General features: G+C 63.3%; 21 protein-coding genes, 2 pseudogenes and 1 riboswitch. Of the genes and pseudogenes, 4 read left to right on the forward strand and 19 right to left on the reverse strand.

Annotated elements, in window-relative coordinates:
• Positions 1-2: 2 nt before the first annotated feature.
• The 10 genes and pseudogenes from ispH to coxB all read right to left on the reverse strand — a co-directional run bounded on the left by ispH (position 3) and on the right by coxB (position 7,926).
• Positions 3-1,013 (reverse strand): 4-hydroxy-3-methylbut-2-enyl diphosphate reductase, encoded by a 1,011-nt coding sequence (gene ispH / locus FJ443_RS05625; protein WP_140655760.1) that lies wholly within the window; start codon positions 1,011-1,013, stop codon positions 3-5.
• 87 nt (positions 1,014-1,100) lie between these two features.
• Positions 1,101-1,856 carry an SURF1 family protein gene (locus FJ443_RS05630; RefSeq protein ID WP_181165148.1) on the reverse strand — a complete coding sequence of 252 codons (756 nt, stop codon included), beginning with the start codon at positions 1,854-1,856 and terminating at the stop codon, positions 1,101-1,103.
• The gene (locus FJ443_RS05635; RefSeq protein ID WP_140494962.1) at positions 1,853-2,239 is read right to left on the reverse strand and encodes a DUF983 domain-containing protein; all 387 of its coding nucleotides are present in this window, start codon (positions 2,237-2,239) and stop codon (positions 1,853-1,855) included. Before FJ443_RS05635 ends, FJ443_RS05630 begins: the two co-directional genes overlap by 4 nt.
• Positions 2,240-2,243: 4 nt before the next feature.
• Positions 2,244-2,440 (reverse strand): annotated as a pseudogene (locus FJ443_RS31560) (hypothetical protein); the annotation flags it as partial.
• Between the two features lie 76 nt (positions 2,441-2,516).
• Positions 2,517-3,395 carry a cytochrome c oxidase subunit 3 gene (locus tag FJ443_RS05645; protein WP_140494964.1) on the reverse strand — a complete coding sequence of 293 codons (879 nt, stop codon included), beginning with the start codon at positions 3,393-3,395 and terminating at the stop codon, positions 2,517-2,519.
• A 1-nt stretch (position 3,396) separates the two neighbouring features.
• Positions 3,397-4,029, reverse strand: a complete 633-nt coding sequence (locus FJ443_RS05650; RefSeq protein WP_140564259.1) for a cytochrome c oxidase assembly protein — start codon at positions 4,027-4,029, stop codon at positions 3,397-3,399.
• Positions 4,030-4,037: 8 nt separating this feature from the next.
• The gene (locus FJ443_RS05655; protein WP_140494968.1) at positions 4,038-4,199 is read right to left on the reverse strand and encodes a hypothetical protein; all 162 of its coding nucleotides are present in this window, start codon (positions 4,197-4,199) and stop codon (positions 4,038-4,040) included.
• A gap of 2 nt (positions 4,200-4,201) precedes the next feature.
• Complete coding sequence (locus FJ443_RS05660) at positions 4,202-5,146, reverse strand: heme o synthase (protein ID WP_140663053.1); 945 nt, start codon at positions 5,144-5,146, stop codon at positions 4,202-4,204.
• Between the two features lie 72 nt (positions 5,147-5,218).
• The gene (gene ctaD, locus FJ443_RS05665) at positions 5,219-6,871 is read right to left on the reverse strand and encodes a cytochrome c oxidase subunit I (protein ID WP_140494972.1); all 1,653 of its coding nucleotides are present in this window, start codon (positions 6,869-6,871) and stop codon (positions 5,219-5,221) included.
• 38 nt (positions 6,872-6,909) lie between these two features.
• The gene (gene coxB, locus FJ443_RS05670) at positions 6,910-7,926 is read right to left on the reverse strand and encodes a cytochrome c oxidase subunit II (RefSeq protein WP_181171573.1); all 1,017 of its coding nucleotides are present in this window, start codon (positions 7,924-7,926) and stop codon (positions 6,910-6,912) included.
• Positions 7,927-8,184: 258 nt separating this feature from the next.
• Here coxB and FJ443_RS05675 point away from each other — a divergent pair, with 258 nt between their 5' ends.
• A complete protein-coding gene (locus tag FJ443_RS05675; RefSeq protein WP_140494976.1) occupies positions 8,185-8,730 on the forward strand; it encodes an invasion associated locus B family protein in 546 nt (181 codons plus the stop codon).
• A 164-nt stretch (positions 8,731-8,894) separates the two neighbouring features.
• Entirely contained in the window at positions 8,895-10,307 is a 1,413-nt protein-coding gene (gene tldD / locus FJ443_RS05680; protein ID WP_140494978.1) for a metalloprotease TldD, read from the forward strand.
• A gap of 21 nt (positions 10,308-10,328) precedes the next feature.
• Here the strand turns inward: tldD and FJ443_RS05685 are convergent, their stop codons facing one another.
• The 3 genes from FJ443_RS05685 to FJ443_RS05695 form a co-directional block, all read right to left on the reverse strand.
• Positions 10,329-10,613 (reverse strand): hypothetical protein, encoded by a 285-nt coding sequence (locus FJ443_RS05685; RefSeq protein ID WP_140494980.1) that lies wholly within the window; start codon positions 10,611-10,613, stop codon positions 10,329-10,331.
• A 149-nt stretch (positions 10,614-10,762) separates the two neighbouring features.
• Complete coding sequence (locus tag FJ443_RS05690; protein WP_140498072.1) at positions 10,763-11,998, reverse strand: class I SAM-dependent RNA methyltransferase; 1,236 nt, start codon at positions 11,996-11,998, stop codon at positions 10,763-10,765.
• Entirely contained in the window at positions 11,995-12,759 is a 765-nt protein-coding gene (locus FJ443_RS05695; protein WP_140514818.1) for a TlyA family RNA methyltransferase, read from the reverse strand. The genes FJ443_RS05690 and FJ443_RS05695 overlap by 4 nt, the downstream gene beginning before the upstream one ends.
• A 175-nt stretch (positions 12,760-12,934) precedes the next feature.
• Here FJ443_RS05695 and FJ443_RS05700 point away from each other — a divergent pair.
• A pseudogene (locus FJ443_RS05700) lies at positions 12,935-13,338 on the forward strand (GFA family protein).
• Between the two features lie 25 nt (positions 13,339-13,363).
• Here the strand turns inward: FJ443_RS05700 and FJ443_RS05705 are convergent.
• From FJ443_RS05705 to FJ443_RS05730, 6 genes are all read right to left on the reverse strand, one after another.
• On the reverse strand, positions 13,364-13,657 hold the full coding sequence (locus FJ443_RS05705) for a hypothetical protein (RefSeq protein ID WP_140498068.1): 294 nt from the start codon (positions 13,655-13,657) through the stop codon (positions 13,364-13,366).
• A gap of 148 nt (positions 13,658-13,805) precedes the next feature.
• Complete coding sequence (dxs, locus tag FJ443_RS05710) at positions 13,806-15,743, reverse strand: 1-deoxy-D-xylulose-5-phosphate synthase (protein ID WP_181167185.1); 1,938 nt, start codon at positions 15,741-15,743, stop codon at positions 13,806-13,808.
• A 77-nt stretch (positions 15,744-15,820) separates the two neighbouring features.
• A complete protein-coding gene (locus FJ443_RS05715) occupies positions 15,821-16,741 on the reverse strand; it encodes a pirin family protein (protein ID WP_140498066.1) in 921 nt (306 codons plus the stop codon).
• Between the two features lie 40 nt (positions 16,742-16,781).
• Positions 16,782-17,048, reverse strand: coding sequence for a DUF2277 domain-containing protein (locus FJ443_RS05720; protein ID WP_010914875.1), 267 nt, complete (start codon positions 17,046-17,048; stop codon positions 16,782-16,784).
• 98 nt (positions 17,049-17,146) lie between these two features.
• Positions 17,147-17,398 (reverse strand): exodeoxyribonuclease VII small subunit, encoded by a 252-nt coding sequence (locus FJ443_RS05725; protein WP_140498064.1) that lies wholly within the window; start codon positions 17,396-17,398, stop codon positions 17,147-17,149.
• Between the two features lie 3 nt (positions 17,399-17,401).
• A complete protein-coding gene (locus tag FJ443_RS05730; protein WP_140655744.1) occupies positions 17,402-18,328 on the reverse strand; it encodes a histone deacetylase family protein in 927 nt (308 codons plus the stop codon).
• 121 nt (positions 18,329-18,449) lie between these two features.
• Positions 18,450-18,630, forward strand: a riboswitch (cobalamin riboswitch).
• 48 nt (positions 18,631-18,678) lie between these two features.
• On the opposite strand from FJ443_RS05730, the gene bluB reads away from it, so the two are divergent.
• Complete coding sequence (gene bluB, locus FJ443_RS05735; protein ID WP_140663055.1) at positions 18,679-19,431, forward strand: 5,6-dimethylbenzimidazole synthase; 753 nt, start codon at positions 18,679-18,681, stop codon at positions 19,429-19,431.
• The last annotated feature ends 16 nt before the right edge of the window (positions 19,432-19,447 follow it).

A 19,447-nucleotide genomic window follows, 5' to 3' on the forward strand; every position in this document is an offset into this window, starting at 1 on the left:
CCTTACGGCGCCCCGTTGACGAAAGCCATGTCGGCCGCCGTCAGTTCGACATCGCGCAGTACCCGCATGACGGGAAAATCCTCCGTTTCGGTGGCCGTGATGGCCAGGTCGATCGTGACATCGAAGCGCTGGCGGAATGCATCGATGATCTCGTCGACGATGATCTCCGGGGCGGATGCCCCCGCCGACAGACCGAGCGTCGAGATGTCTCCGATGTCGTCCCACGGAATCTCGGCGGCGCGCTGCACGAGAAGCGACATGGTGGCGCCGGCACGCTCAGCCACTTCGACAAGACGCCGCGAATTGGAGGAATTGGGCGCGCCGACGATCAGGTAGAGATCGGCGCCCGCGGCGGTATCCTTGACCGCTTCCTGACGGTTCGTGGTGGCATAGCAGATCGATTCCGCCGCCGGCGCCTGCAGGTCGGGAAAGCGGTCCTGCAGCGCGCGGATGATGCCGGCCGTGTCCTCGACCGATAGCGTGGTCTGGGTGACGAAGCCGAGCGCCTTCGGGTCCGCCGGCGCAAGCCTCGCGGCATCGGCTTCGGTCTCGATCAGCGTTACCGCGCCCTCCGGCAATTGTCCCATCGTGCCGATGACCTCGGGGTGTCCGGCATGGCCGATCAGGAGCACGTGGCGGCCGAGCCGCTGGTGGCGCATCGCCTGCTTGTGGACCTTGGAGACCAGCGGACAGGTGGCGTCGAGATAGAACAAATTGCGCGCCTGGGCATCCGCCGGTACCGACTTCGGCACGCCATGCGCGGAAAAGACGACGGGCGACTGCCGATGTTCGGCCGGGATCTCGGAAAGTTCCTCGATGAAGACGGCGCCAAGGCTTTGCAGACCCTCGACGACATAGCGGTTGTGCACGATCTCGTGGCGGACATAGACCGGCGCGCCATATTTCTTCAGCGCCAGCACGACGATCTGGATAGCACGGTCGACGCCGGCGCAAAAACCGCGCGGCTGGCAGAGGCGGATCGTCAGAGAAGGCTTTGTCGTGGTCTGAAGCATGAATCCGGGCCGTTTGATCAGAGCCGAAATGAGGTGCCTACCCCCGTCCTGTCAAGGGCGATGGCCCTTCAAGCGGGTCGGTCGCGCTCATTCCTCTTTCGCTGGCCTGCGAAGCCGCAGGATGAGAACGGCGGCAAGTGCCGCGGCAAGCCCATACCAGGTCATAGCATATTGCAGATGGCTGTTCGGCAGGTCGATGATGGTGACACCGCCGATGGGCAAACCGCCCGGATTCGGCGTCTTGTCGGCGTCGATGAAGATTGGCACCAGCTTGGCGCTCGCCGGCAAGCCAGCGCTCGCCGCCATCACGTCACGGTCCTTCCAGTAAAAGATGTTCTTCGCCACGTCGTTGTCGGGAAGCATCATCGACGGCTTTGCCGGCAGCGGATTGCGAGCGAGGCCGGTGACCGTGACCTTGCCCGCGACCTGTCCCTTGGCGCGCTTGGCGGCATCCTTCAGATCGTATGGCACGAAACCGCGATTGATCAGGACGAAGCGGCCATCGTCGAGGGCCAGCGGCGTGTAGACGTTGAAGCCGGCTTCGCCTTCCCATGTCGCGTAGAAATGCCGCTCGCCGGAATGCAGGAACGTGCCGGTCACCGTCACCGGCGTGTAGTCGACGTCCCCAGTCGAGGCGAATTGTTTCTCCACCTCGGCCAGCGGGAGCGGCCGCGAGTGGGTGCGCTGGTCGATGGTCTGGAGAAGACCTTCCTTCCAGTGCAGGCGCTGGACTTGCCAAGTGCCGAGCGCCAGCAGGATCAGGAGCAGGACGACGCCAATGCCGAGCAGCAATACCGATCCTGGCCGCGAACGACCGCCGTCTTTGGCGGACATGTCGGTCATTCGCCGCGATCCAGCCGGCCCTCGGCCGCCTTGTTGCGGTACTGTAGCGTAAGCAGCACCCCCTTGATCAGCCGGAGCGCCGTCAGGCACAGCACCAGCGCCAGCGGGATCCAGACCAGCAGATGCAGCCAGAGCGGCGGGCTCAGCGTCACTTCGACCCAGAGCGCCAGGCCGACGATGATGAAGCCGATGATCAGGATGACGAAAACCGCGGGCCCGTCGCCGGCATCGGCATAGGAATAATCAAGGCCGCAATTGGTGCAGCGTTTGCCTACGGTGAGAAAGCCGGAAAACAGCCGCCCCTCGCCGCAGCGCGGGCAGCGTCCATGCAAGCCCGCCGAAATAGGGTCGATCGGAGGCCAGATCGCCTTGTCGTCGCTCATTGCTTTACCGCTCAATCCTGATGGGTGTTCCGATGGGTGTTCCATCGACCACCACTGCCCAGACTTCGTCCATGCCGGAGTCCGTAACGGCAATGCCGCCGTCGGTCCAGCCGACCAATTGAAGCAGCCGCCGAATCCGTTCGGCTGGCCGTGGATCATGATCATGCCGCCGGCATCGACACTGCGCGCCCTCGCAACCGCCCGGATCGCATTGCACCGAAAAGAAGAAGGGCGGCCACGTTGCCGCAGCCGCCCCTTCAAAGTCATCAGACCGGTATCAATGGGCTTCGATTACCGCGCCGACCGATCCCCAGACATAGATCGAGGCGAACAGGAACAGCCAGACCACGTCGACGAAATGCCAGTACCATGCGGCAGCCTCGAAACCGAAATGCTGCTTGGGCGTGAAATCGCCCTTCATGGCCCGGATCAGGCAGACGGCCAAGAAGATGGTGCCGATGATGACATGGAAGCCGTGGAAGCCGGTCGCCATGAAGAAGGTGGCGCCGTAGATGGAATCTTTGAAGGCGAACGGAGCATGCATGTACTCGTAGGCCTGCACCATGGTGAACAGCATGCCGAGGCCGACGGTCAGCACCAGCCCGTTGATCAGCCCCTTGCGATCGCCGTGGATAAGGGAGTGGTGCGCCCAGGTGACCGTGGTGCCCGACAACAGCAGGATCACGGTGTTATAGAGCGGCAGGTGGAAAGGATCGAGAACCTCCATGCCCTTCGGCGGCCAGACACCGCCGGTGAACGCGGTGCGGGCATATTGGTGGGCTTCGCTCGGAAACAGGCTGGCATCGAAATAGGCCCAGAACCAAGCGACGAAGAACATCACCTCGGAGGCGATGAACATGATCATGCCATAGCGCAGATGCAACGACACGACCCGCGTGTGATGGCCCTCATGCGCTTCCTTGATCGTGTCCGACCACCAGGCGAACATGGTGTAGAGGACGATCGCGAGGCCGATGAAGAACAGCCACGGATTGGCGATGTTGAAGCCGAAGATCGGGAACGAGCCGCCCTTCAGGTATTCCATGAGGCAAACGCCGCCAAAGGCGGTGACGAGCGCCCCTATCGATCCCAGGAAAGGCCACGGGCTCGGGTCGACGAGATGATAGTCGTGATGTTTTGCGTGCGCGTCTGCCATATCAACCCCCGAGATTTCCTTCGGTATTTGAAATTGTCTTGCTGTTGCCCTGGACCGGCTCTGACGATGCGACCGGCTTGTTCTTCTCGACCGGAAACATCGTGTAGGACAGGGTGATCGTCTTCACGTCCTTCAGTTCCGGCACGTTGACGATATCGGGGTCCACGTAGAACAGGACCGGCATGTCAAGCGTTTCGCCGGGCTTCAGCGTGGTGTCGGTGAAGCAGAAGCATTCGACCTTGTTGAAATAGGGACCCGCCAGTTCAGGCTGGACATTGAAGGTGGCGCGGCCGGTGATGGGGCGATCGAACTTGTTGGTCGCCTGATAGTGCGCCTGCACCGTCTCGCCGATCTTCATGGTCATCGAGCGCTGGACCGGCTGGAAATCCCACGGCACGCCGGCGATATTGGCGTCAAAGCGGACGGTGATCTCGCGATCGAGCACGCGGCCGGCATACTGCTTCTCGACGCGTTGCGTCGTGCCGCCATAGCCTGTCGCCTGGCAGAACATCTTGTACAGCGGCACCGCGGCATAGGCCATGCCGATCATGCCGGTGAAGAAGGCAAGGCAGATGGCCGCAACAAGGCGGTTGCTGTTGTGCCCGGCCGGTTTGGCACTCGTGTCGACACCCATCTCCCGCCTCACATCGTGCCAGAGAGGTTATGACCGAACTTCACGATCGTCGCGATATAGAAGATAACGACCAGCACGGCCAAGGCTACGCCGATGGCGACCGAGCGGTTGCGCCGGGCCTTCCGCTGGCGTTCGGTCAAGGTGACCGTTTCGAGCTTGTCTTCGATCATGCTCATGCTCCACCCACCGCAAGTGCACGTTCGACGACGCTGTCGGCGAGATAGACGGCGAAGATGGCGAAGAGATAGAGCAGCGAATAGCCGAACAACGCCTTGGCTGGCTTCATCGCGCGATCGTCGTCGGACATGCCAAGCACTTTCCACGCATACCAGACAAAGCCGAGCCCGAGCAGCAGGGCAGCCACGCCATAGAACGGCGTGGTGTAGCCAAGCAGCCACGGCAGCACACCGACTGGGGCCAGCACCAGAGCATAGGCGAAGATCTGACGGCGGGTCGACGCCGGGCCGGCGACATTGGGCATCATCGGGATGCCGGCGCGTTCATAATCCTGCGACTTGAACAGCGCCAGCGCCCAGAAATGCGGCGGCGTCCACAGGAAGATGATGAGGAACAGGACGACGCTCTCCAGGCTGACCGTGCCGGTCACCGCGGCCCAGCCGATCACAGGCGGGATGGCGCCGGCAGCACCGCCAATGACGATGTTCTGCGGCGTCCAGCGCTTCAGCCACATTGTGTAGACGACGGCATAGAAGAAGATGGTGAAGGCCAGCAGCGCCGCCGACAGCCAGTTGACCAGCACGCCGAGCGTCATCACCGACAAAACCGAAAGCACCAACCCAAAGGTCAACGCCTCGTGGGGCTGGATGCGGCCGGCCGGCACCGGGCGGGTCGCAGTGCGTGTCATCACCGCGTCGATATCGGCATCGTACCACATGTTGAGAGCGCCGGAGGCACCAGCCCCGATGGCAATAGCCAGGATCGCGATCACCGCCAGCAGCGGATTGATGGTCACCGGTGCCGCGACCAGTCCGACAAAGGCGGTGAACACCACCAGCGACATGACGCGCGGCTTCAGGAGGGCGAAGAAATCACCCGCCGTCGCTTCCGACATGCGGAAGCCCGCTTCGTCAATGCTGGTTTCGTCGACAAGGGCCATGCGTACTCAAATCCATATTCCGTTTGGCCGAAACCGCCGGCAGGCCGGCGGTTTCGATTCCGGGCTGCCGCCTTATTTGATCTTCGGCAGCTGCTCCCATTGGTGGAACGGCGGCGGCGACGGCAGCTGCCATTCCAGCGTCGTTGCGCCCTCGCCCCATGGATTGGCGCCAGCGATCCGCTTCTTCTGGAAGGCTTCGAACACGCCATAGAGGAAGATCACCACGCCGACGGCCGAAATGTACGAACCGTAGGACGACACCATGTTCCAGCCCGCAAACGCGTCCGGATAGTCGATGGTGCGGCGCGGCATGCCGGCAAGGCCGAGGAAGTGCTGCGGGAAGAAGACAAGGTTGACGCCGACGAACATGACCCAGAAATGGGTGTTGGCGATGACGGGCGAATACATGTAGCCGGTCATCTTCGGGAACCAGTAGTACCAGCCGGCGAAGATGGCGAACACCGCCCCCAGCGACAGCACGTAATGGAAGTGCGCGATCACGAAATAGGTGTCGTGCAGCGACCGGTCGAGACCGGCATTGGCCAGCTGAACCCCGGTAACACCACCGATCGTGAACAGGAAGATGAAGCCCAGCGCCCACAGCATCGGCGGCTTGAACGATATCGATCCGCCCCACATCGTCGCGATCCAGGAGAAGATCTTCACGCCGGTCGGCACCGCGATGACCATGGTGGCGAAGACGAAGTAGCGCTGCGTGTCGAGCGACAGGCCGGTCGTGTACATGTGGTGCGCCCAGACGATGAAGCCGACCGCGCCGATCGCGACCATGGCGTAGGCCATGCCGAGATAGCCGAACACCGGCTTGCGCGAGAAGGTGGAGACGATATGGCTGATGATGCCGAAGCCCGGCAGGATCAGGATATACACTTCCGGATGGCCGAAGAACCAGAACAGGTGCTGGAACAGCAGCGGATCGCCGCCGCCATCGGGAGCGAAAAAGGTCGTGCCGAAATTGCGGTCGGTAAGCAGCATGGTGATGCCGCCGGCAAGGACCGGAAGCGACAACAGCAGCAGGAATGCGGTGACCAGCACCGACCAGGCAAACAGCGGCATCTTGTGCAGCGTCATGCCTGGCGCGCGCATGTTGAAGATGGTGGTGATGAAGTTGATGGCACCCAGGATCGAGGACGCGCCGGCGATGTGGATCGACAGGATCGCCAGATCCATGGCCGGACCGGGCTGACCGGAGGTCGAAAGCGGCGGATAGAGCGTCCAGCCGCCGCCGACGCCGTAGGCGCCAGGCGCGCTCGGCACGAACATCGAGATAAGCAGCAGGATGAAAGCCGGCGGCAGCAGCCAGAACGAGATGTTGTTCATGCGCGGGAACGCCATGTCCGGGGCGCCGATCATGATCGGCACCATCCAGTTGGCAAAACCGCCGATCAGGGCCGGCATGACCATGAAGAAGATCATGATCAGCGCGTGCGCCGTGGCGAAGGCGTTGTACATGCTCTTGCCGCCGTCGATCGCGGCGTCACCGTTCATGCCGTAGACCATCTGCGCCAGACCGCTGAAGATCTGGATGCCAGGCTCCTGCAACTCCATGCGGATGGCGACCGACAGCGCGCCGCCGATGATGCCGGCCATGATCGCGAAGATCAGGTAGAGCGTACCGATGTCCTTGTGGTTGGTCGAATAAACCCAGCGCACCCAACCATGATAAGGCTTGTGGTCGTGCCCGTCGTGAGCTGCAGCGTCTGCCATGTTCCGCTCCGTTCCCTAAATCTTGCTAACCCGCGGCATCAGTTGCCGGCGGCCGCTACCTTGTTCTGGCCATCGACCTCGGCCATCAGCGTCTTGTTGGCGCCGGGCAGATCGGTCTTGGCCGCAGCCAGCCAGGTCTTGAACTGCGCGTCGGAGACGACGCGGATGGCGATCGGCATGAAGGCATGGTCCTTGCCGCAGAGCTGCGAGCACTGGCCGTAGTAGAGGCCTTCCTTCTCCGCCTTGAACCAGGTCTCGTTGGTGCGGCCGGGAATGGCATCGATCTTGATGCCGAAGGACGGCATGGCGAAGGAATGGATCACGTCGGTCGCGGTGACGAGCACCCGGGTCATCGTGTGGACGGGCACCACCATCTCGTTGTCGACGGCAAGCAGGCGCGGATAGACCTTGCGATCTTCCTTGCCGGCGGCGGCACGGTCGCCATCCTGGAGGATCGCCGAGTTGAACGAGAGCGTGTTGTCGGTCTGGTATTCGTAATCCCAGTTCCACTGGTTGCCCGTCGCCTTGACGGTGAGCTTAGCTTCTTCCGGCGGCGTGTACTGCGCGGTCAAGAGCTGGAACGAGGGGATGGCGAGGCAGAGCAGGACGACGACAGGACCGACAGTCCAGATCACCTCGATGAGCGTGTTGTGGCTGGTCTTGGACGGAACCGGGTTGGCGCTCGCGCGGAATTTCACGATGCAGTAGATCAGAAGGACCAATACCAGGGCGGTGATCGGGATGATGAACCACATCGTGTAGTTTCCGAACCACTCGATCTGGCGCATCATGTCGGTTGCCGGCGCCTGGAAGGTCGTCTCCCACTCGACGGGCTGATCGGCATGGGCGGCCGTGCCGGCGAAAAACGTGGTAACGGCACAAGCGCTTAGAAACTTGGCACTTGCTGGAAACTTGGCGTTTGCCAGGAAATTTCTCATCGCCCTCTTCGTCTCCCAGTTCCTCGCGGCTGTGTCCACGAGAATAACGAACAATGCCGGGACGGGAATCCCGACTGTCTCAAGCTGGTTCAAACCATACTCTTTTTCCCTCCGCAAGAAAGGAGCGGAGGAAACCGTGCGGCATTTTTGCGCGCAAGCCGGAATGCATCTTTGAAGGCGGCGGCCGCCATGGCGAATCGGCTATGTTCGACGGATCGGCTGCTTGCTGCCGGCCGGCGCGCCTGGCGTCGTAATTCGGGCGAAATTGGCTAGGAAAAGCGCCGCATGGGCATTTTCGTGGCGGCTCGGCCGCTGTCTCGTCCTTTACTTGGCTTTGGCGCGGCTTAAAGTGCCGTGATTCGCAATGGAGCCGTCATGAACTCTTGGCTGTCGGGATTTGGGCTTTCGAGCCCCTTGGCGAAGGTCATCTTTCTCGCCGCCTTGTCCGTCGCCGGCTTGTCGGCCGCCGGCCAGGCCAACGCGGCCCAGCCGAGCGGCACGGTGCGCTCGACCCATGGCGCGTGGTCGATCATCTGCGACACGCCGGCCGGCGCCACGTCGGAACAATGCGTGATGATGCAGAACGTCGTCGCCGAGGACCGCCCCGAGATGGGGCTGTCGGTCGTGGTGCTGCGCACCGCCGACAACAAGGCGGAGATCCTGCGCGTGCTGGCGCCGCTCGGCGTGCTCTTGCCCAACGGGCTCGGCCTCAATGTCGACGGCAAGGATATCGGCCGCGCTTATTTCGTGCGCTGCTTCCAGGACGGCTGCTACGCTGAGGTCATTCTCGAGAAGCCGCTGCTCGATACGCTGAAGACCGGCACGTCGGCCACGTTCATCGTCTTCCAGACGCCAGAAGAAGGCATCGGCATCCCGGTGGACCTCAAGGGTTTTGCCGACGGATTTGCGGCCCTGCCGTAGACTCCCGCGCCTCGACCCGGGAGCTGCCGATCAACGATAGGTTTTCCGGACCTGGGATAGATCCGGGACGCCGCCGCCCTGCATTTGAATGACGATTGGCGATTGTCTGGGCGCGGCTTCGCGCCTACATCCCGGATATAACCATTCATCCACGGACATACGCCATGAACAGCCTTATCGGCCAATTCGATATTTCCGACGATCGCGTCAAGGAGATCGTCGCAGAGACCATCAACGGCGCCGACGATGGCGAGTTGTTCGTCGAATACAGCGAGAGCGAAGCGCTGATGTTCGACAACGGTCGGCTGAAGACGGCCAATTTCAACACCGACCAGGGTTTCGGCCTACGCGCGGTTGCCGGCGAAGCCAGCGGCTATGCCCACTCCAGCGACCTGTCCGAGGCTTCGCTGCGACGCGCGGCTAATGCCGTCTCGACCGTCAAGGGCGGTTATTCCGGAACGCTTGCCGCCGCGCCCGCCCGCACCAACCGCCATCTCTATGGCGATGAGAACCCGATCCCCTCCCCATCCTTCGAGGCCAAGGCGAAGCTGTTGCAGGAAGTCGACGCATGGCTGCGCGCCGAGGATCCGCGCGTGCGCCAGGTCTCGGCATCGCTGACCTCGTCCTGGCAGCATGTCGAGATCGTGCGCGCCGACGGCCAGGTGGTGCGCGACATCCGGCCGCTGGTCAGGGTGAACGTGTCGGTGGTGGTCGGCGACGGCGACCGCCAGGAAAGCGGCTCCTACGGCATGGGCGGACGCAAGGCGTTCGGCGACTTCCTCGTCGAGGACAGCTGGAAGCACGCCGCCAAGGAGGCGCTGCGTCAGGCGCTGGTCAATCTCGAAGCCGTACCGGCGCCGGCCGGCACTTTCGACATCGTGCTCTCCAGCGGCTGGCCCGGCGTCATGCTGCACGAGGCCGTCGGCCACGGGCTGGAAGGCGACTTCAACCGCAAGAAGACATCCGCTTTCGCCGGCCTGATGGGCCAGCAGGTGGCGGCAAAGGGCGTCACCGTCGTCGATGACGGCACGATCGCGGAACGACGCGGGTCGCTCACCGTCGACGATGAAGGCACGCCTTCGGCGCGCAACGTGCTGATCGAGGACGGCAAGCTGGTCGGTTACATGCAGGACCGCCAGAACGCCCGGCTGATGGGCATGCGGGCCACCGGCAACGGAAGGCGCGAGGGCTACGCGCACCAGCCGATGCCGCGCATGACCAACACCTACATGACATCGGGCGACATGGAGCCGGACGAGATCATCGCCTCGGTCAGGAACGGCATCTATGCCGTCTCCTTCGGCGGCGGCCAGGTCGACATCACCTCCGGAAAGTTCGTGTTCGGCTGCACCGAAGCCTACATGATCGAGAACGGCAAGGTGACGCAACCGATCAAGGGCGCCATGCTGATCGGTAACGGGCCCGACGCCATGCACCGCGTTTCGATGATCGGCAATGACATGAAGCTCGACAACGGCATCGGTATGTGCGGCAAGGCTGGACAGGGCGTGCCGGTCGGCGTCGGCCAGCCGCACCTCAGGATGGACCAGATGACGGTCGGCGGCACAAGGGTTTGAAGCCGCCTCGTGGCCAGTCTGCTAGGTCTTGCTCACAGACCGGCGCGACGTGGCATACAGGATCAGGAAGCCGATAACGCCGCCGATCGCGTACTGGGTCCATGCACTCAGGTAGTCGACGGTCCCATCATGGCCCGAGACATAGAGCGCAGCGCCGACAAACGTCATGACCGCGACGCCAAGCGCATAGGATGGCACCAGCCCCACACGCGTGAATTTTCTCAAGATCCAAGCGAGCACCGCACCGGTGAGCGCCATGATGAGAGCCGAACCAAAAATCTCGGCAACAAAACCTGGTGAAATCATCTTCTCCCCCTATCCCAATTTGGATTATGCCTTTTTGCGGGGCAGATTCAACTGCAGTGGCGATGATCCACAACTTTAGCGATAAATCTGGCTGGGATTTCGGGGCAGACTGCATGACGCGACCAGTCTCGCTGAGCAGGGCTAAGCGCCTAACGTCTTTTCCGCGGCTTCTCCAGCAAGGCAACAGCCTCGACATGGGGCGACCACAGAAACTGATCGATCGGCGTCACGCTTTTCACCGCGTAGCCGCCGTCGATGAGGATGCGCAAATCCCGCGCGAGCGTCACCGGGTTGCAGGAGACCGCGGCAACGAATGGAACATCCGAGCGGGCGATCTGCTTCGACTGATCCTCCGCGCCCGCGCGGGGCGGATCGAAGACAACGCCATCAAAGGCGTTTAACTCCTTGAACGTCAGCGGACGGCGGAACAGGTCTCGGCGCTCGCCGGTCACGCGTTTCAGGCCGGTGGCGAAGCGTGAACCCCGATCGAGCGCCGAAAGTGCGGCCGCATCGCCCTCCACCGCATGCACTTCCGATCTCGCGGCCAACCGCAGGGCGAAGCTGCCGCAGCCGGCGAAGAGATCGGCAATTTTTTTGGCACGTTTCAGATGTCCGCCGACGATATCGGCCATGGTCCGTTCGGCTGCCTCCGTCGCCTGCAGGAAGGCGCCCGGCGGCACCGCGACGGCAACGCTGCCGAACATGACGACAGGCTTCTTCGGCTCGATGATGATCTCGTCATCGATGGACAGTCTGGCAAAGCCCTGCGCAATGACAAAATTGGCGGCGATGCGGCGCTGGTTTTCGCCGAGCTTGCCCGATTCATGCACCGCCACGTCGAGGCCGGAATCCGTCACTGTGACCGCCATGCGAAACGATTTCGGGGTGGCGCAGATCAATTCGGCGAGTGCCCTCAAGCCGTCGAGCGCGCTGACGATCCCAGGCAGCGAGATCGGGCATTCGGAGATGGAAATGATTTCCGGCGACAGATGGCGATTGAAGCCGAGCAGCATGCCTGTTTCGGTGCGCCTGGCGGCGAGCACGACGCGGCGGCGCGTGTGCGGCGCGCAGGCGACCAGACCGCCTATTTCGCAATCGATGCCTCTCAGCGCATGCACGACCTTCTCGCGCTTCCACTGCTGATAGGCTTGCGCCTCCAAATGCTGGAGGGCGCAGCCGCCGCACTCGCCGAAATGTCGGCAGGCGGGTTCGATGCGCAGGGGCGAGGCCTCGATCAGCGCCATCAGCGTGGCGCGATCCCTTTCACGCGCCGCGGTGACGACCTCGCCTGGCAGCGTGAAAGGAATGAACAGATCGCCGCTTTCGGTGTCGGCGATGCCATCTCCCTGGGCGCCAAGCTTTTTGATGGTGAAGCGTGCGCTCATCGATCCTTGACCCCACCAAGCAGGAATTCGCGATTGCCGTCACCGCCCTCGATTGGCGACAGATGCAAGCCGAGCGAGCGCCAGCCGGGCACGGCATCCAGCCAATCCTGCAGCAAGCCGGCGACACGGGCGGCATGATAGGGGTCTTTCAGCAGGCCGCCCTTGCCGATCGCCTCGCGACCCGCCTCGAACTGCGGCTTGACCAGAAACATCGCTGCGGCACCCGGCTTGGCGATGGCAAGCGCAGGCGGCAGGGCCAGTTTCAGTGAAATGAAACTGACGTCGGAGACTATGAAGTCCGGACTCCGGCCGCCAAGATCGGCGGTTGAGAGATCGCGGGCGTTCAGCCCCTCGATGACCGTCACGCGCGCGTCCTTGCCGATATCAGCATGCATCTGTCCGTGACCGACATCGATCGCCGTGACATGGGTCGCGCCGCGTTCGAGCAGGACCTGGGTGAATCCGCCGGTCGAGGCGCCGATGTCGAGCGCCTCACAGCCGGCCGGATCGAGGCCGAAATGGTCGAGCCCGGCGATCAGCTTCAGCGCCGCGCGTGAGACATAGCCTTGGGCCGGGTCATCAACGGCGATGACGCATTCCGGTTGCACGGCCTGACCCGGCTTGCGGCCAATGACGCCATCAACAGTTACCGTACCACGTTCGATCGCGTCACGTGCACGCGAGCGGCTGGAAAACAGCCCACGCGCTACGAGCAGATCGTCGAGCCGCTGGCGCGTGCTGGCTGGCCGGGGAAAATTCATCGGTCTTCCTTGGCGAAAGCCGGCGGCGAAGGCAAGGAGATTGGAGCAGGAGAAGCAACATCGCCGCAGGGCAGCGACCGCAGAGAGCCGCTCGCGGCCAGTCGCATATCGCATCAGGTCGGCCACGATGATAAGGAAGAAACGCCGTTTTGCTGCCGAAGGCGAAGGAGGACGGATGCTTACGGGAACCTGCCATTGCGGTGCGGCCCACGGACCTTGAAGGGCGATCATCCCGGGCCGATCACCGCTTGCAACTGCACGCTGTGCCGACGTTACGGCGCGCTCTGGGCCTACGACTTTGTCGATGAACGTATCCGCGTCGTGGGGCCGATAAAAAGCTATAAACGTGCCGGCAAGGCCGAACCCACGCTCGAGATCCTGTTCTGCCCGACATGTGCGTGCGTGCTTGCCTGGCGCGGTTTGCGCTCAGCCGAGTCCGGTCGCACGCGGATCGCCGTCAATGTAAGGCTTGCGCCGCCGGAAGCCGTGGCCGACCTGCCGATCGACCATTTCGACGGTCTCGAGACCTACGACGATCTGCCGCGCGATGGCCGCTGCGTGCGCGACATGTGGTTTTGATTTGGGTGGTTTGATTTGGGCGAGATCAGAAGATGGTGCGGGGAGCCTGCCGTTCGACGGCGGGAGACAGGCCGTCATCCCGATCGCGGGCAACTTCCCTGCGCGGGCGCTCGACTGGCGCGGCGGATGCCGATGCGGCGTCCGGCGGGACAACAAGCTGCGGCAGCTGCTTGTAGGAGAAGCCGCCCCTGATATGCCCCATCCTGCTGGCGACTATATCCACGGCCGCCTTCTCGAGATTGCGGTCGTAGCGCGTTCCGGCGATGGCCGGCGCTGCGATGGCGGTCAGGATCGCCATGCCCCACAGAAGCGTCTTCACTGTTGTTGTCTCCCTGCCTGGCCAGAACCTAGCAGCGTGCCGTTGAAAAACGGGCAAGAGACACGGTAAGCAAAACGCCAAACCGCAATGTCAACAATGCGTTACGACATCGAGCCGGCAAACCGATTCAAGCGCTTGATGTGTCGAGTCAGGCGCGCTGGGCGTGGGCCGCCTGCCCGAGGGCGGTGAAAACCGTATGGACGATGCCGGCGGCATCGAGACCGGCATCGGCATACATCTTTTCCGGCTTGGCGTGGTCGGCAAACACGTCCGGTAGCACAAGCGGGCGCACTTTCAGGCCGCTTTCCAGCAGGCCCTCATGGGCGAGGAACTGCAAAACGTGACTGGCGAAGCCGCCGACGGCGCCCTCCTCCACCGTGACCAGAACCTCGTGCGAGCGGGCCAGCCGTCGGATCAGGTCCTCGTCGAGCGGCTTCGCGAAGCGCGCATCGGCGACGGTGGTCGAAAGCCCGGCCGCGCCCAGCTCCTCGGCCGCGATCAGGCAATCCTGCAAGCGCGTGCCGAAGGAGAGGAGTGCCACCTTGCCGCCTTCCCTGATGATGCGGCCCTTGCCGATTTCGAGCACCGAGCCGCGATCGGGCATGTCGACGCCGACGCCATTGCCGCGCGGATAGCGGAAGGCGATCGGGCCGTCATCGTAGGTTGCCGCAGTGCGCACCATGTGGCGCAGTTCCGCCTCGTCGGCCGCCGCCATGACGACGAAGCCCGGCAGGGAGGCCAGGAAGGTGGTGTCGAAGGCGCCGCAATGGGTGGCGCCGTCGGCTCCGACGAAGCCGGCGCGATCGATGGGGAAGCGCACCGGCAATTTCTGGATCGCCACGTCGTGCACGACCTGATCGTAGGCACGTTGCAAGAAGGTCGAATAGATCGCCGCGAACGGCTTGTAGCCTTCGGTCGCGAGGCCGGCCGCGAACGTCACCGCATGCTGTTCGGCGATGCCGACGTCGAAGGTCCTGGCCGGAAACACTTCGCCGAACAGATCAAGCCCGGTGCCGCCCGGCATAGCGGCGGTGACGGCGACGATGCGCTCGTCCTCCTGGGCCTCCCGGATCAGGCTTTCGGCGAACACCTTGGTATAGGCCGGCGCGTTGGCCGGGGCCTTGGCCTGAGCGCCGGTGATGACGTCGAACTTGTTGACGCCGTGATATTTGTCGGCCGCGGCCTCGGCCGGCGCGTAGCCCTTGCCCTTCTGGGTGACGACATGGATCAGCACGGGGCCCTTGCCATTGTCACGGACATTTTTCAGCACCGGGATCAGATGGTCCAGATTGTGACCGTCGATCGGACCGATGTGGTAGAAGCCGAGCTCCTCGAACAGCGTGCCGCCGGTGACGTAGCCGCGCGCATGCTCGACCGCCCTGGTGATGGCACGGTCGGCACGCTTGCCAAGATACGAGGTCAGTTTCTTGCCGAAGTCGCGCAGGCCGACATAGGCCTTGCCAGAGGCCAGGCGCGCCAGATAGGCGCTCATGGCGCCGGTCGGCGGGGCGATCGACATGTCGTTGTCGTTGAGGATGACGATCAGGCGGGCGTCGAGCGCACCGGCATTGTTCATCGCCTCGTAGGCCATGCCGGCCGACATGGCGCCGTCGCCGATGACAGCGATGACATTGTTGCGGCCGCCGGCAAGATCGCGGGCCGCCGCCATGCCGAGGCCGGCCGATATCGACGTCGAGGAGTGGGCGGCGCCAAACGGATCGTATTCGCTTTCGGTGCGGCGGGTGAAGCCGGAGAGGCCGCCCTCCTGCCGCAGGGTGCGGATGCGATCGCGGCGCCCGGTCAGGATCTTGTGCGGATAGGCCTGGTGGCCGACATCCCAGATCAACCGGTCATCGGGCGTGTTGAAGACATAGTGCAGCGCCACGGTCAGTTCGACCACGCCAAGCCCGGCGCCGAGATGACCGCCGGTGCGCGACACCGCGTCGATCAGTTCGAGGCGAAGCTCCGATGCCAGTTGCGGCAATTCGCTTTCGGAAAGCGTGCGCAGCTCGGCCGGGATGCGGACCTTGTCGAGAAGCGGCGTATGCGGCGTTGCGTTCACGGGTAGGCCCAAGCTTCTGTTCATGCGCGGGATAGGCCGCCGGCAGGCGAAAGTAAATGCCTGCCAAATGACGCGAAAGGCACGCCCCGTCGTCGACTTCCTCAGCCTTCCGGCAGTGGAATGAACTCTTCCTCATCGCCGGGAACGATGTCGAAGCGGCCGGTCTTCCATTCTTGCTTGGCCTGTTCGATGCGCTCCTTGGAGGACGAGACAAAATTCCACCAGATGTAGCGCTTCGAGCCCAGCGAGGCACCGCCGAAAAGCATGAAATGGGCACCAGCCTGTGAGGATACGACGATCTCGTCGCCGGGCCGGAACACCAGAAGCCGTTCCGCCGGAAACACGTCGCCGGAAATCGAGACCTCGCCTTCCAGCGTATAGATGGCGCGTTCTTCCGCGTCAGCAGGGATTTTCACGCTGGCGCCGGGCGCCAGCCTGAGGTCGGCGTAGAGCGTCTCGGAATCGGCTCGCACCGGGGAACGCAGCCCCTGGAAATCGCCTATAACGATGCGGCCGCTGACGCCTTCCGCGTCGATGTCGGGAAGCCGCGCGACAGCGGTGTTTTCGAAAACCGGCGCCACTTCCTCCTTGCCGTCCGGCAGCGCCAACCATGTCTGCAGCCCCGAGATCGACATCGGCGCGCCGCGCAGTTCTTCCGGCGTGCGCTCCGAATGGACGATGCCGCGGCCGGCGGTCATCAGGTTCACGTCACCCGGCTCGATCACCATCTCGGTGCCGAGCGAATCGCGATGCCTGATCCTGCCGTCGAACAGGTAGGTGACCGTCGACAGGCCGATATGAGGATGCGGCCGGACGTCGAGCGCCTGACCGGCACGCAGGATGGCCGGGCCCATGCGGTCGAAGAAGATGAAGGGACCGACCAGCCGCCTTTTGGCAGTCGGCAAGGCGCGGCGAACCTGAAAACCGCCAATGTCCTTGGCGTTCGGAATGACCATCAATTCGATCTGGTCGCTGGCAAAGGCATCGCCGGCTTCAGGATCCTTCCCGGGAAAGAAGCTCATGAACTCTCCTTGTCAGCGGCCGATGGCTGCTTTGGCCAGATCAGGCAAAGCGGATCGCCGCCTTCGCCCGCAGCTTGGCCGCAACCTCCTCGCGATTGCGCGGATGCTGGTTGGTTTCAAGCGAATCGAGAAGCTCGCGCGCCGACGCCGCGATGGCCTCGACGGCATGGTCGAATGCGTGCTGGTTCTGCTTCGAAGGCCGCGTCGTTCCGCTCAGCTTGCGAACGAATTGAAGGGCTGCATCGCGCACCTCGTCGTTGGTCGCCGGCGGATCAAAATTGAACAGGGTCTTGATGTTTCTGCACATCGCTTCCGTATCTCCTCTTGTCCTGGAGCCGTTTCAATCGGGACGCGTTCTATCCTCAATCATGATCATGTCAAAAACCAGAGAGACGGCTGCGTGCCTCAATCCGCGTCCAGCGGCTCCGTCCCGACCGGCTTGCCGTCGCGGGACAGCCTGATCTTCTCCACCTTGTCCTCGGCCGCCTTCAGCAGCCGGTCGCAATGCACCTTCAGCGCCTCGCCGCGCTCGTAGATCCTGATCGACTGGTCGAGCGGCACATCGCCACGCTCCAGATCATCGACGATCTTCTCCAGCGCGTCGAGAGCCTGTTCGAAGCTCATCGCCTTGACGTCTTCGTTGGTTTCACCAGCCATCATTCATCCTTTCATCAGTCGCCCGACATGGGCGGCGACCGAAAATGCCAATCCTTGCAGATCGTAGCCGCCCTCGAGCAGGCTGACGAGCCGGTTGCCGCTGTGGCGCGCCGCGCGCTGCATGAGTTGGCCGGTCGCCCAGTCGAAATCATCCTCGGTCAGGTTGATCTCGGCCAGCGGGTCGCGATGATGCGCATCGAAGCCGGCCGAAATAATGATCAGGTCGGGTGCAAAATTGTCGAGCGAGGGCAGCACGCGCGACAGGAAGGCATCGCGGAACGCCTCGCTGCCGGTCTGCGGCGCAAGCGGCGCGTTGACGATGTTGCCGGCGCCGGTTTCGTTCTTTGCTCCGGTGCCGGGGTAGAGCGGCATCTGGTGCGTCGAGCAATAAAGCACGGACGGATCGTCCCAGAAAACATCCTGCGTGCCGTTGCCGTGATGCACGTCCCAGTCGACGATGGCGACACGTTCGATATCGTGTTTGCGCTGTGCATAACGTGCGGCGATGGCCGCCGTGTTGAACAGGCAGAAGCCCATCGCGGTCGCTTTCTCGGCATGATGGCCGGGCGGCCGGGCGGCGACGAAAACGTTGTCTGCCCTGCCGGCAAAGACGTCGTCGACGGCGGCGTTGGCGGCTCCGATCGCGGTGATCGCCGCCTGCCAGCTCTTCGGGCTGGCCGTTGTGTCGGCATCGATGCGGGCGATGCCCGTCTCGGGAATGGCGGCGCGTACCCGCTCGACGAAATCCTCGGGATGCGCGTAGAGAATGGTGGCCTCGTCGCCTTCCGGCGCCTCGAGGCGGTCGAGCGCGGCAAAAGCCTCGTCGTCGAGCACGCGCTCGATGGCGCGCAAGCGGTCCGGCCGCTCCGGATGGCCGGGCGGCGTGATGTGCTCAAGGAAGATCGGATGGGTGTAGAGACGAGTGGCCATGCCCCCTATCTAGTGCCCCGGCGCGGCGATGGCCATGCGTTGCGGCCTGATGGCTGGGGAAAATCGCGCCTGCGTCCATTCGCGTCGCCGCGGGGATTGGCGGCGCAGGGGCTTCGTCGTAAAGTCCCGGCCACTGCCTGGTGCCCGCCGCGAGCGGGAGAATCGGGAACACGGTTTGATACCGTGGCGTGCCCAACGCTGTAAGGGGGACCGCGCCGGTAAATGCCACTGTCGATGACGGGAAGGCGCCGGATGCGGGTTGATCCCGAGCCAGAAGACCGGCCTGGCAGGCATCGTCATCCGCATGGTCAGGCGGACGGCAGTTGATTGCAATCGCAAGGGGACAAGCGATGCCGGACAATATGACCATCCCCGTGGGTGACGGATTCGACCAGATGGCGCGCGATGCGGTCTACCGCGCCATGTTCACGCGGCGCGATGTTCGCAGCCATTTTACATCAGAGGCCGTCGACGACGAGGTCTTGGCGCGGCTGCTGCTTGCCGCCCATCACGCGCCATCGGTCGGCTTCATGCAGCCATGGAATTTCATCGTCATTCGTGGCACCGAACGACGGGAACAGGTGCGCGACCTGGTCCTCGCGGCGCGCGAGCAGGAATTGCCGGCGATCGAGGAAGAGCGGCGGGCGCTCTACCGCAAGCTCAAGCTGGAAGGCATCTGCGAAAGCGCGCTCAATATCTGTATCACCTGCGACCGCCGACGCTCACAGGGTTCGCCGCTGGGACGCTGGCACAATCCCGAGATGGATCTCTACAGCACGGTCTGCGCGGTGCAGAATTTCTGGCTGGCGGCGCGCGCCGAAGGCGTCGGCGTCGGCTGGGTCAGCATTATCGAGGCGCAGGCGTTGAAAGACCTTCTGTCGATTCCCGGGCATGTGACGCCGGTGGCCTATCTCTGTGTCGGCCGTGTCTCGGAGTTCGCGCCGAAACCGGACCTCGAAACACATGGCTGGGGGCGGCGGCTGCCGCTGCCCGAGCTGATCATGAGCGAGACGTTTTGCGGACAGGGCGAAGTTCCGCTCAAATCAACGATCGCACGCCTCAAGGCGGCAACATGCGAAAAGTCTGACAAACCCTTGATTTGATTGCCGATATGGCATG

Source organism: Mesorhizobium sp. B2-6-1 (assembly GCF_006440475.1).
Lineage (GTDB): Bacteria > Pseudomonadota > Alphaproteobacteria > Rhizobiales > Rhizobiaceae > Mesorhizobium.